Source organism: Pseudoalteromonas sp. L1 (assembly GCF_021728095.1).
In the GTDB taxonomy this organism is placed as follows: domain Bacteria; phylum Pseudomonadota; class Gammaproteobacteria; order Enterobacterales; family Alteromonadaceae; genus Pseudoalteromonas.
The window spans coordinates 588,313-600,409 of sequence record NZ_JAKKCT010000001.1 but is presented as its reverse complement, the minus strand read 5'-3'; the positions used below and the strand labels follow the sequence as shown (position 1 = coordinate 600,409).

Annotated in this window: 10 protein-coding genes and 4 tRNA genes; 12 read left to right on the top strand and 2 right to left on the bottom strand. The window is 41.6% G+C overall.

The window, feature by feature from the left end; all coding sequences use genetic code 11:
* The first annotated feature begins 290 nt into the window (after positions 1 to 290).
* The 12 genes from L3V38_RS02830 to nth all read left to right on the top strand — a co-directional run bounded on the left by L3V38_RS02830 (position 291) and on the right by nth (position 9,706).
* Positions 291 to 367, top strand: a tRNA-Asn gene (locus L3V38_RS02830).
* A 21-nt stretch (positions 368 to 388) separates the two neighbouring features.
* Positions 389 to 465, top strand: a tRNA-Asn gene (locus L3V38_RS02825).
* A gap of 19 nt (positions 466 to 484) precedes the next feature.
* A tRNA-Asn gene (locus L3V38_RS02820) sits at positions 485 to 561 on the top strand.
* A 26-nt stretch (positions 562 to 587) separates the two neighbouring features.
* Positions 588 to 664: transfer RNA gene (locus tag L3V38_RS02815), tRNA-Asn, on the top strand.
* A gap of 185 nt (positions 665 to 849) precedes the next feature.
* On the top strand, positions 850 to 2,793 hold the full coding sequence (locus tag L3V38_RS02810) for a GGDEF domain-containing protein (RefSeq protein ID WP_237118279.1): 1,944 nt from the start codon (positions 850 to 852) through the stop codon (positions 2,791 to 2,793).
* Positions 2,794 to 2,959: 166 nt separating this feature from the next.
* The gene (rsxA, locus tag L3V38_RS02805; RefSeq protein ID WP_237118278.1) at positions 2,960 to 3,541 is read left to right on the top strand and encodes an electron transport complex subunit RsxA; all 582 of its coding nucleotides are present in this window, start codon (positions 2,960 to 2,962) and stop codon (positions 3,539 to 3,541) included.
* A gap of 1 nt (position 3,542) precedes the next feature.
* Entirely contained in the window at positions 3,543 to 4,097 is a 555-nt protein-coding gene (gene rsxB / locus L3V38_RS02800) for an electron transport complex subunit RsxB (RefSeq protein ID WP_062569984.1), read from the top strand.
* 8 nt (positions 4,098 to 4,105) lie between these two features.
* Entirely contained in the window at positions 4,106 to 6,649 is a 2,544-nt protein-coding gene (gene rsxC, locus L3V38_RS02795) for an electron transport complex subunit RsxC (RefSeq protein ID WP_237118277.1), read from the top strand.
* Positions 6,646 to 7,701, top strand: a complete 1,056-nt coding sequence (gene rsxD, locus L3V38_RS02790; RefSeq protein ID WP_237118276.1) for an electron transport complex subunit RsxD — start codon at positions 6,646 to 6,648, stop codon at positions 7,699 to 7,701. Before rsxC ends, rsxD begins: the two co-directional genes overlap by 4 nt.
* Positions 7,701 to 8,339, top strand: coding sequence for an electron transport complex subunit RsxG (rsxG, locus tag L3V38_RS02785; RefSeq protein ID WP_237118275.1), 639 nt, complete (start codon positions 7,701 to 7,703; stop codon positions 8,337 to 8,339). The genes rsxD and rsxG overlap by 1 nt, the downstream gene beginning before the upstream one ends.
* The gene (locus L3V38_RS02780; RefSeq protein ID WP_237118274.1) at positions 8,336 to 9,034 is read left to right on the top strand and encodes an electron transport complex subunit E; all 699 of its coding nucleotides are present in this window, start codon (positions 8,336 to 8,338) and stop codon (positions 9,032 to 9,034) included. Before rsxG ends, L3V38_RS02780 begins: the two co-directional genes overlap by 4 nt.
* A gap of 39 nt (positions 9,035 to 9,073) precedes the next feature.
* Complete coding sequence (gene nth / locus L3V38_RS02775) at positions 9,074 to 9,706, top strand: endonuclease III (RefSeq protein WP_237114230.1); 633 nt, start codon at positions 9,074 to 9,076, stop codon at positions 9,704 to 9,706.
* Between the two features lie 79 nt (positions 9,707 to 9,785).
* Here the strand turns inward: nth and L3V38_RS02770 are convergent, their stop codons facing one another.
* Together L3V38_RS02770 and L3V38_RS02765 are read right to left on the bottom strand one after the other, a co-directional pair.
* Complete coding sequence (locus L3V38_RS02770; protein WP_237114231.1) at positions 9,786 to 10,010, bottom strand: type II toxin-antitoxin system ParD family antitoxin; 225 nt, start codon at positions 10,008 to 10,010, stop codon at positions 9,786 to 9,788.
* Between the two features lie 196 nt (positions 10,011 to 10,206).
* Positions 10,207 to 11,745, bottom strand: coding sequence for a serine carboxypeptidase (locus L3V38_RS02765; protein ID WP_237118273.1), 1,539 nt, complete (start codon positions 11,743 to 11,745; stop codon positions 10,207 to 10,209).
* Between the last annotated feature and the right edge of the window lie 352 nt (positions 11,746 to 12,097).

The following is a 12,097-nucleotide window of genomic DNA, read 5'->3' as shown; positions in this document are numbered from 1 at the left end:
AAAATCTTAGATAAATGATAGTTTTCTCTCTTAGAAGATGAAAATCTATACAACGAATACTTTTCGCAATTTTGAAATATCGCGTCGGGTATAAAAACCATGCAAAAAATTCACTGTTAAAAGATGAATGTTGGTATTTCATAGTAAATACGCCGCGATTTTCAGCCAGATTTTGCTCAGATCGAACATAAAAACATCGAATAGCCTTCTTTTTTGAATTTATGAAGTTTTTATGTTGACACTTTGCAAAGCTGTCATTAATATTTCGCCCCGTTGAAAGGCATGACGCTTCCCCCTTAGCTCAGTTGGTTAGAGCGACGGACTGTTAATCCGCAGGTCCCCCGTTCGAGTCGGGGAGGGGGAGCCAAGTTTTTCAGCCATAAACGTTTCCCCCTTAGCTCAGTTGGTTAGAGCGACGGACTGTTAATCCGCAGGTCCCCCGTTCGAGTCGGGGAGGGGGAGCCAAGTTTATGAATATGATTGTTCCCCCTTAGCTCAGTTGGTTAGAGCGACGGACTGTTAATCCGCAGGTCCCCCGTTCGAGTCGGGGAGGGGGAGCCAAATCATATAAGCACTACTCTATTAGTTCCCCCTTAGCTCAGTTGGTTAGAGCGACGGACTGTTAATCCGCAGGTCCCCCGTTCGAGTCGGGGAGGGGGAGCCAAATTTCTAAAAATTATCTTTATCTCCCCTATTCTTACTCAACAAATGTATTAGACTTTCCAATACTTATATTCTACTCTATCTTTGCTTAACTCTTTATTTCTTATAAAATTAGAATAAACTGTACTTAAAGAAATCAATCAGGGAATTGATTCCTTCCTTTAGGCTCTTAAAAGATAAGAAAACATGGCTGGTTTTAAAAAACTTATATTTGTGCAATTGATCTCTTGGCTGCTTTTTACACTGCTGGGCGGCTCTTTTATTGCCTTAAGCTTTGACAACGCAGTAAGTGATGCCCAAAAAAAAGCACAACTTACAGTAAATACATATATAAATAGTTTAACTGCTGAAGAACTAGCTCCTGAAAAAATTAAACGCGCTCTAACAGATGGTGCAACCTTCTCAAAATTCGTTTTACGCGACACAGATGGTAATGAAGTATTTGCAGTGAGAAACTCAGAGCCTTTGCCATTATTTGCCAGTATTGTAAACAGCACATTTAATTCTATTCGTCCACAATTTGCTGTAAACCCGACCTCAGATATCAAAGTTGAATTTACTATAAATGTAAACCACCTTGCTGAATTACTTCAACAGTCCCTATTCATCATTATTTTATTTTCGGGTTTAATTGCAATACTCCCTATCTTCTATATGAAAAGCATGTTCCAACGCCTCAACCGGAAGATAAGCACCACTATTGCCGATATTATTGATATCTATATCAATCAAAACCAAGTTGACGGCGACCTTGAAAACGCAATGGACACATCGCGATTGAAGAAGCTCAGTAAAGATTTAATCCCCTCTTTCAATCGTCTTTCGCACTTTTTGCAAACGAAACATGACGATATTCAAAGAAATGCGATGAGTATCAAAAAAGAAGCCTATAAAGATGTAGTGACAAATTTAGGCAACCGAAATATGTTCGTTGAATACTATGAAAGACACATTGAAAATGCTGAAAAGAGTACATTTGGCTCTCTAGCCATGATCAGGTGTAGTGAACTACAGGCAATAAACCAATCTCGTGGTTATCAAAAAGGAGATGAGTACGTTAAGGGTGTTGCCGATATTATTAAGCATATAAGCGGCACTTACACGAATAGCCAAGTGTTTCGTTTAAATAGCTCTGACTTTGCCGTTGTGTTACCTAATACACCACTTAAAGAAGCAGAGCGTTTTGGTGATAATCTACAGTCTCGGTTTACTCAATACCAACAAAACCAAGAGCTTAGTTCTGTCGCCAATACTGGCATTGTCGGTTATGAGAAAGGTAAACCGCTTGGTGAGCTATTATCAATCGTTGATAATGCGATGAGCATGGCTCAATCTAAACAAACAAATGCATGGCATGTGCAACGAGAAACAGACCTGGTTAATAACGTGAGCGCAGGATTTGGAAATCAAAACTGGCGAAAAGTTATTAACGAAGTTATAGAATCGAAACGCGTTCATTTGGTGATGCAAAATATTATGCCTATCGGCAAAAGCGTGAAAGCCTATGCAGAGATTCAAGTGCGTTTTAAAACAGCTGAAAATCAGATGCTCCCAACCGCTTCTTTCCTTGCTATGGCAGAAAAGCTTGATATGGCAATGGAGATTGATCGGTTAATCATCGACACCACCTTAGAAAAAGTGAAAACTCGCAACTTCTCACAAAAATTCTTTGGTATAAATGTTACAGCATCAAGCGCACATAATGATCAATTTGTGATCTGGTTAGAACGTCGGCTTTTAAAAGACAGTAATATCGCATCAAAACTTATTTTTGAGGTAAGTGAGTTCGGCTTACAGCAAAATATCAAAGCAAGTAAACGCTTTATTGATATGGTTCATCGTGTCGGTGCACGTATAACGGTAGAACGCTTTGGTGTGGGTTTAACCTCATTTAAATTCTTTAGGGACCTCAAACCTGACTTTATTAAAATGGATGCAAGCTACACACGAGGCTTAGAAGAAGATAAAAATAATCAGTATTTCATGCGCTTAATGGTTGACCTTGCACACCGCATTGGGGTGAGTGTGTTTGCTGAAGGTGTAGAAAGCCAAGAAGAGAAACATATTATCGAAACACTGTGTTTAGATGGCGTTCAAGGCTACTATATCGAGAAGCCAAAAGACATCTAACTCACCTTAAAAGACCTAATAAACCTACTATTTATCAGGTCTTTAACCTCAATTTAACACTTTCATACCCAACTCCCCTGCTTATTTTAGCTATTCGTCTCTCATGTGTTGTGTCGACCCCAAGAAAAAAGGATAATGGAGGGGTTTTTATTCTTGTGAGGCACGCATGACAGAGTATGTCCTGTTATTGATTGGCACCGTGCTAGTCAACAACTTTGTATTAGTTCAATTTTTAGGTTTATGCCCGTTTATGGGTGTATCGGGTAAATTGGATACCGCAATTGGTATGTCCTTGGCGACAACCTTTGTGCTTACTCTTGCCTCTGTAACAAGCTATTTAGTGAATCAATATATTTTGATTCCTCTTGATATTGAATTTTTACGTACCATGAGCTTTATTTTGGTCATCGCTGTAGTGGTGCAATTTACAGAGATGGTCGTACGAAAAACAAGCCCAACCTTGTATCGCCTGCTAGGTATATTTCTACCTTTAATCACCACTAACTGCGCTGTACTAGGTGTCGCCTTACTCAACATCAAAGAAGATCACTCATTCTTGCAATCTGCGATATATGGCTTTGGCGCAGCAGTTGGTTTCTCTATGGTGTTAATTCTTTTTGCCGCACTACGTGAACGTTTAGCGGCAGCTGACGTCCCTACTCCATTTAAAGGCGCATCAATCGCAATGATAACAGCAGGCCTTATGTCAATGGCGTTTATGGGTTTTACAGGATTAGTGAAGTTTTAATATGACCTTGTTTTATGCCTTAATAGCGCTTGGTTCATTAGCGCTCGTCTTTGGTTTAATTTTAGGCTTTGCAGCGATACGTTTTCGTGTTGAAAGCAATCCTATTGTCGATCAAATAGATACTATTTTACCGCAAACCCAGTGTGGCCAATGTGGTTACCCTGGTTGCCGCCCTTATGCTGAAGCAATTGCCAACGGGGATGAAATAAATAAATGCCCACCAGGCGGCGAAGCCACAGTAAAAAAACTTGCCGATTTAATGGGGGTTGAAGCCAAGCCTCTCGCAGGTGGCGAACAAGCAGACCCTATTAAAACGGTTGCCTATATTCGTGAAGATGAGTGTATTGGCTGTACCAAGTGTATTCAAGCCTGCCCTGTCGACGCCATTGTGGGTGCAACTCGTCAAATGCATACCGTGCTTATTGATGAGTGTACTGGCTGTGATTTATGTGTAGAACCTTGCCCTGTAGATTGTATAGATATGCTGCCAATTAAAGAAACAAAGCAAACATGGAAATGGCAATTAAACGCAATTCCTGTGACTCAAGTAGATTAGGAGCACAAATGGAAACGTTAATCGAACAAATTAAACAAGGTAAAGTGTGGCCATTTCCTGGTGGGATTCATCCACCTGGTCAAAAACACGTATCAACAACTCAGTCAATACAACGTTTGCCATTGCCACAAAAGCTGGTTGTATCGTTAAAACAGCATATTGGCGCAAACGGCAAACTGATTGTCGAAAAAGGCCAGCAGGTCCTTAAAGGCCAAGCATTAACAAAACCAAGTGGTAACTGGTCTGTACCTGTGCATGCGCCTACCTCAGGTATCATTTGTGAAATATCCCCTATGCCATCAGCGCATCCCTCAGCTTTACCTGAACTCAGCGTAGTTATTGAACCTGATGGGCTGGATAATTGGTGTGAACTGAAACCTATTAGTGATGCTGCCGCCCTCTCTCATGATGAACTCGTCGATATTATTCATCAAAGTGGTATCGCCGGTATGGGCGGAGCAGGCTTTCCAACCTATGTAAAAGCGGACAGCCGCAAAGACATCGATTTTTTAATTGTTAATGCCGTTGAATGTGAGCCTTATATTACGGCTGATGATATGTTAATGCGAGAGCATGCGGATGGTATTGTTGCGGGTATTGAGCTAATGCAACAATTATTAAGCCCTAAGCTAACAATTATTGGCATTGAAGATAATAAGCCAGAAGCCATTGCTGCTATGAAAAAGGCAGCTCAGCACAATCACAATATTATAGTGCAAACAGTGCCAACGGTTTATCCGTCAGGTGGCGAAAAGCAACTAATAAAGTTACTGACAGGTAAAGAAGTGCCAAATGGCAGTATTCCAGCAGATATTGGTATGCTGGTACAAAATGTCGGTACTCTCTTTGCTATTAATCAAGCGGTGTTTGAAGGCAAACCATTGATTGAGCGAGTTGTCACAGTCACTGGTAATACAATCCATAAACCAGGTAATGTGTGGGCTTTACTGGGCACTGAAATTAAGCACTTATTGGATTGCCAAGGTTTCTCTGCTGTCCCACAACAACGTGTTGTTATGGGTGGTCCGATGATGGGCTTTACTTTACCAACCGTGCGTATTGGTATAGTGAAAACCACCAACTGTATTTTAGCGCCTGATCATCAAGAGTTGGCTGAACCTGGCGATGAAAAAGCCTGCATTCGCTGTAGTGCCTGCGCAGACGCATGCCCAGCCTCTTTATTACCTCAGCAATTACAGTGGTTCGCTAAGTCCAAAGAGTACGACAAGCTAAATGAGCACAATTTATTCGACTGCATTGAATGTGGTGCTTGTGCTTATGTATGCCCAAGCGAAATTCCACTGGTCCAATATTACCGTGTTGCTAAGGCTGAAATTAAAGAGCAACAAGCTGAGCAAATTAAGGCTGAACGTGCCAAAGAGCGTTTTGAAGCACGTAAAGAGCGTTTAGAGCGTGAGCAAGAAGAGCGCCAAAACCGTCACAAACGTAAACCCGCTGCAAAATCAGATGACGAAAAACAAAAAGTAGCCGATGCGTTAGCACGTGTGAAGAGCAAATCTGATGCTAAAGATAGTAAATCAGCTGTGGCAGCTGCTATAGCTCGCGCCAAAGCGAAAAAGCAAGGACCTGATGCCGAGCTTGAGCCTGATAATTCAGAGGTCGCTAAAGAGCGTGCAGCACGCAAAGAACAGGCACGTAAGTACAAAGAGCAAAAAGCACAAGAGCAAGGTGAAGAAAGTACCGATAAAGACGATAAAAAGTCTGCGGTTGCTGCTGCTATTGCTCGTGCTAAAGCGAAAAAAGCGGCACAGGCTACTGAAAATCAAGATGACGCTAAAGAAGACAGCGCACCAGTCGATGACAAAAAAGCGGCTGTCGCTGCTGCTATCGCTCGTGCTAAAGCGAAAAAAGCAGCGCAAGCTTCTAAAAATCAAGACGATGCTGAAGAAGATAGCGCACCAGTCGATGACAAAAAAGCAGCTGTTGCTGCAGCCATTGCTCGTGCTAAAGCGAAAAAAGCGGCGCAAGCTGCTGAGAATCAAACTGAAGCTGAAGAAGGTAGCGCACCTGTAGATGACAAAAAAGCGGCCGTCGCTGCTGCCATTGCCCGTGCTAAAGCGAAAAAAGCCGCTAAAGAGCAAGCGCAGAGTGACGACTATTCACAGCAAACTAATGAGCCAAGCGCTGAGATTGATGCCCAGCCACAAGCTGACGCTCCTGAATCTAACGAAGACAAGAAAAAAGCCGCCGTTGCAGCTGCCATAGCTCGAGCCAAAGCGAAAAAAGCCGCTAAAGAGCAAGCTCAGAGTGACGATTCTTCAGAGCAAACAAATGATTTAAGTGATGAGGCTGATGCCAAGCCGCAGTCTGATGCTCCTGAATCTAGCGAAGATAAGAAAAAAGCCGCTAAAGAGCAAGCACAGAGTGACGATTCTTCGGAGCAAATAAATGATTCAAATGATAAGGCTGATGCCAAGCCGGAATCTGATGAACCTGAGTCTAACGAAGATAAGAAAAAAGCCGCTGTCGCTCGTGCAATTGCAAGAGCTAAAGCGAAAAAGTTACAACAAGAAGGAAACGATAAGTCATGAAACTAACCATGGCGAGTTCGCCGCATAATCATAGCCATAAATCATTAAGCCGCTTAATGATCACCGTGATTGCTGCGTGTATTCCTGGTTTAATCGCGCAAGTTTTCTTCTTTGGTAGCGCTGTGTTAATTCAGCTTTCACTCGCTTTAATCACGGTTAGTGTATGTGAAGCGGCAGTTTTATTGCTACGTAAGCGAAAGGTGTGGCCAACCCTTAGCGATGGCAGTGCATGGCTAACTGCAGTATTGCTAGCACTGAGCATTCCGCCTTTAGCACCTTGGTGGATTATTGTTATAGGTTGTTTGTTTGCTATTGTTATTGTTAAACAGCTTTACGGTGGACTTGGCTTCAACCTATTTAACCCAGCAATGGCCGCTTATGTATTACTACTTGTATCGTTTCCGGTGCAAATGACCAGTTGGTTACCTGTGAGTGATTTACTTGCATCGCCTATTAGCTTTTCACAACAGCTGTCTGTTATTTTCAATGGTTTTACTAGCGCTGGATTTAGCGTAGATCAACTTCGTGTATCCATTGATGGCACAACGATGGCAACGCCGCTTGATACCGTTAAAACGGACGTAGCCCATCACCTAACGGTAGCTGAGAGCATGAGCAAACCCCTTTTTAATGACTGGTTTGGTCTTGGTTGGGGCTGGGTTAACCTAGGCTTTTTAATCGGTGGTCTTTATTTATTAAAAGCTAAAATCATTAATTGGCATATTCCTGTAAGCTTTCTGGGTGCTTTAACTATATGTAGTGCTATTGGCTATATAGCATCACCTGGGACAGAGCCTGGCGTGGTATTTCACTTATTCAGTGGTGCCACAATGCTAGGGGCGTTTTTCATCGCGACCGATCCTGTGTCAGCATCAACCACAAATAAAGGCCGCTTAATTTATGGTGCCTTAATTGGTCTACTTGTTTACTTAATTCGCACATTTGGTGGTTACCCTGATGCTGTCGCTTTTAGTGTGCTTCTGCTAAACATGGCAGTACCATTAATTGACTACTATACACAGCCACGCACTTACGGCCATGGAGTGAAATAATGATCCTTTCCTCAATGACTAAAAACGGTGGTATCTTAACCGCTTTTGCACTACTTACTACAGGAGCTGTAGCGCTTACTCATAGCCTAACGGCCCAGCGTATAAGTGACCAAGAAAAGAAGCAGCTCGCCGAGCAACTACAGCAAGTGCTTGACGCTCACCATTACGATAATCAGCTGTATAAAGATTGTGTCATTATTACAGATGAACGTTTAGGACCTAGACCCGAACAAATTATTTATCGAGCTTATAAAAGCGATAAACCATACGCTCTTGTAATGCGCCATGTTACGCCAAGCGGTTATAGCGGCGATATTAACTTGCTAACAGCCGTTTTTGCTAATGGTGAAATTGCTGGAGTTCGTGTTACAAAACACGAAGAAACACCTGGGCTTGGCGACAAGGTCGAAGTAAAAAAATCTGACTGGATCACCTTATTCAAAGGTCAGACTGTGTTAGGTGAAGATGACAATCGTTGGGCTGTTAAAAAAGATAGCGGCCAGTTTGATCAATTCACTGGAGCAACGATTACACCACGCGCTGTAGTCGGCTCAGTTAAAGAAGCTGTGCTATTTGCACAAGCTGAATTTGATAACCTATTTGCAGCAGCTAATGCTTGCCAAGGAGGTCAGGAATGAGCCAAGTAAAAACCTTATTTAAAGATGGAATGTGGGCTAATAACCCCGCCCTTGTGCAGTTATTAGGCTTGTGCCCTCTGCTAGCAGTGACTTCTACAGTAACAAACGCTTTAGGTCTTGGTTTAGCAACTTTATTGGTACTTGTTGGTTCTAATGTAACTGTATCTATTGTGCGTAACTGGGTACCTAAAGATATTCGTATTCCTGTTTTTGTGATGATCATCGCAGGCTTTGTAACGATTGTGCAGCTGATGATGAATGCCTATACATTTGGGCTTTATCAATCCCTTGGTATTTTTATTCCACTTATTGTGACCAACTGCGCAATTATAGGTCGCGCTGAAGCATTTGCGTCAAAAAATACAGTCCCCCTTTCAGCCTTTGACGGCTTAATGATGGGCTTAGGTTTTATGCTAGTGCTTGTTGTGCTGGGCGCTATAAGAGAATTAATTGGCCAAGGCACCCTTTTTGATGGTGCTGATTTGTTGCTCGGCCCATGGGCACAAGCACTGCGTATTGAAGTGTTTAGTTTCGACAATCAATTTTTATTGGCAATTTTACCCCCAGGTGCCTTTTTAGGTCTTGGTTTGTTAATTGCTGCAAAGAATGTGATTGATAACCAAATAAAACCAAAGCAAGTAGTTACTCCAGAAGTAGAAAAAGGCCCTCGGGCCCGGGTAACGAGTTTAACCTAAAGGAGAGCACGCACCGTCACTGCGTGCTTTACACTCACCATGAATAAAGAAAAACGTTATGAGATCTTATCTCGTCTTCGTGAGCAAAATCCGCACCCAGAAACAGAGCTTGAATACTCAAGCCCGTTTGAATTATTGGTTGCTGTAACCTTATCAGCACAAGCAACGGATGTAGGTGTTAATAAAGCTACACGCAAACTGTTTCCTGTTGCCAATACGCCACAAGCGATTTTAGATTTAGGCCTTGAAGCCCTACGTGACTACATTAAAACAATTGGTTTATTTAACTCAAAAGCCAACAACGTTTATAAAATGTGTGAGATTCTGGTTAATAAGCATAACTCAGAAGTGCCCGAAAACCGTGAAGCCCTTGAAGCACTCCCAGGTGTGGGTAGAAAAACAGCGAATGTCGTATTAAATACGGCCTTTGGCTGGCCGACAATTGCAGTCGACACTCATATTTTCCGCGTATCTAACCGCACTAAGTTTGCCATGGGTAAAGATGTAGTTGCTGTAGAACAAAAATTAGAAAAAGTGGTACCTAAAGAATTTAAAGTCGATGTGCACCACTGGTTAATTCTTCATGGTCGCTATGTGTGTACTGCTCGTAAACCTAAATGTGGCAGCTGTATTATTGAAGACTTGTGTGAGTTTAAAGAGAAAATGGAATAGTTAAATGTTATTTCGGACCTGCATTAGCTAGTTCGGTGTAGTTGAGCTTTATTAGAGTGTGTATATTTAGCCATTCGCTTTAAGTTTTGTTTTTAGATTTAGATATAATATCTAAAACCGTTAACTTACTCTCACCACTTAGTTCACCCTCTACTAATGCCATTTTAATAGCATCTTTTTCACTCTGATTATGGCGGATCAAATCGCGGATATAATCACTTGCATTTGAGAATCGACCTGACTCAACTTGGGCATCAATCCATGAGCGCATTTCATCTGGAATAGAGATATTTAAAGTTGCCATAGTTAATTCCTATATATTTACAGTCATTAATTATGGCAGATATTGGCAAACATTGACAACAAATATGGTCGGTGAGCACCAATGGTTAATCGTTTTTAGGCGCTATATGTGTAACATTCTTAACCTTTTCGATCACTCCATAAGCTCATTTTATACATTGTGCCAAACACAGGGTTTGGCACAATGCGCCTAGCCATTATCGTGGGTTTTGGCTCACCTGCTTTTTAATAAACTCTCGCGTATCATTTAACAGCGATACTCTTGCTGGTTCATGAACATACATCATGTGACCGCCGTGATAATAGTGATAGTCAATTTTATCAGCGTATATACCGTGTCTGTTCAAGGTGTATTCTGCATCAAAAAATGGCGTGACAATATCGTAATACCCTGAGGCAACCATCACTTTCATTTGTGGATTGCTGCGAAGCACATAAGATAAATCTGGCGCTGTATTGACGTATCTTGGCTCCCATCCTTGTCCATCAGGAGCAGTGCGCCAGCGCCAGTTATCTGATAACTCAGGATCGCCAGGGTTTAAGTATTTTCTTTTCCACTGTATGTTTAAATCTGTGCGCATGTATTTCATCAGTGCCGCTTTATATGCTGGCCCTATCACTTTTGACGCATCTTGCTCAGGAGCCGCGGTTAAATCGTCTCGTTCATCAAGCTTATAACGTCCATCAAGAAAGCCGATGGCGACTCCCTCATCACGCAATAACTCTTTAGCGAATCTAAAGGCATTAATACGTAAATCAACCTGCTCAATATATTGTTTGCTTAGCCCTGTATAACGGTGAAGGCCGTCAACAATTTGCTTTCTGTCAGCTTTACTAAGCGCATTACCCTTAAATAATGCTGGTAATAATTCATCAACAGCAAATTGTCGGCTCGCATCAATAAAAGCTTCAAAATCTCCAGATGTGTCTACTTTTTTATGATGCCAAGCAGTTGCAGCAAGTGTGGGTATGTAAGTAATGTAAGAAATGATGTTGTCATCAACATAAGGGCTTGAACCTTGATAGTCTAAAGCTTGTGACACAAAAATAATGCCATTTACATTAATCAGGTGTTTATCCATCAGTACTTTAGAAACCGCTGCTGCTCGAGTTGTACCATAGCTCTCTCCCAATAAAAATATTGGCGCATTCCAGCGATTTTCTTTTGTTAACCACTGGGCAATAAAATCAGCAATAGAGGCTGCATCTTGATTTAAGCCCCAAAAGGCCTTGCTGTCAGTGTCACCTAAGGCGCGCGAGTAACCTGTACCAACAGGGTCCACAAACACCATATCAGTCACATCAAGTATCGTCTCTGACGCATCTTTTAATTCGTAAGGAGCCAACCGAGGATCCGTTGCATCACTTGGTACAACGACTCGTTTAGGACCATATGCGCCCATATGTAACCAATTAGACGATGAGCCTGGGCCACCATTCCAAATAAATGTAATCGGTCTGTTCTTGTTGTCGTCTGCGGCAATGTAATCAAATGAAAAGATAGCTGCAGTAGGCTCTTCGTTTTTGTTTAATAAATAAGTTTCACCGGCTACAGCTTTGTATTTCAGCTTTTTACCATTAAAGGTTCCTTTATGCTGGGTAACGAATTCAGTCGCTTTGGCTATCGACTTCTGACTGTTGTTTGATTTTGATATTTCATCTGCAATAACCGCGTTTGTATAAAACGCAAACAATATTGAGATGACTACGGTTTTAAAATTGGCAAAATTCGCCATGTTTTATTCTCCTTCGCAGGCTTATCTTTATTTTTATCTGTACATGGCTGAGTGGCTTTTACACTCACTCTTTACATGAGCATTTTTTCTAGTAGGAAGTCATCCTACTATTTAGCAGAGTAAATGCCCTTTATTCACTCAGTGCTTTATTAATCTTTTACTTAAGCAATTACTTTTACAGCAAGAACATGTAATTTCAACTGTCTGCGACTAACGCGCGGAAAAAGCCTATAAGTATAGTTGTAGATTCTTATAACGCTTTTTTAAAAGGTCACTTTGTAAAACATTGCCCTAGCAAAAAAGCACAACCTGTATCGGAACAAAAATATCAAAGTATTAATTTCACAAGCTC

Bases quoted from the DNA above. Each gene is read 5' to 3' on its own strand.
- L3V38_RS02810 (WP_237118279.1), top strand. From the start codon at position 850: ATGGCTGGTTTTAAAAAACTTATATTTGTGCAATTGATCTCTTGGCTG.
- rsxA (WP_237118278.1), top strand. From the start codon at position 2,960: ATGACAGAGTATGTCCTGTTATTGATTGGCACCGTGCTAGTCAACAAC.
- rsxB (WP_062569984.1), top strand. From the start codon at position 3,543: ATGACCTTGTTTTATGCCTTAATAGCGCTTGGTTCATTAGCGCTCGTC.
- rsxC (WP_237118277.1), top strand. From the start codon at position 4,106: ATGGAAACGTTAATCGAACAAATTAAACAAGGTAAAGTGTGGCCATTT.
- rsxD (WP_237118276.1), top strand. From the start codon at position 6,646: ATGAAACTAACCATGGCGAGTTCGCCGCATAATCATAGCCATAAATCA.
- rsxG (WP_237118275.1), top strand. From the start codon at position 7,701: ATGATCCTTTCCTCAATGACTAAAAACGGTGGTATCTTAACCGCTTTT.
- L3V38_RS02780 (WP_237118274.1), top strand. From the start codon at position 8,336: ATGAGCCAAGTAAAAACCTTATTTAAAGATGGAATGTGGGCTAATAAC.
- nth (WP_237114230.1), top strand. From the start codon at position 9,074: ATGAATAAAGAAAAACGTTATGAGATCTTATCTCGTCTTCGTGAGCAA.
- L3V38_RS02770 (WP_237114231.1), bottom strand. From the start codon at position 10,010: ATGGCAACTTTAAATATCTCTATTCCAGATGAAATGCGCTCATGGATT.
- L3V38_RS02765 (WP_237118273.1), bottom strand. From the start codon at position 11,745: ATGGCGAATTTTGCCAATTTTAAAACCGTAGTCATCTCAATATTGTTT.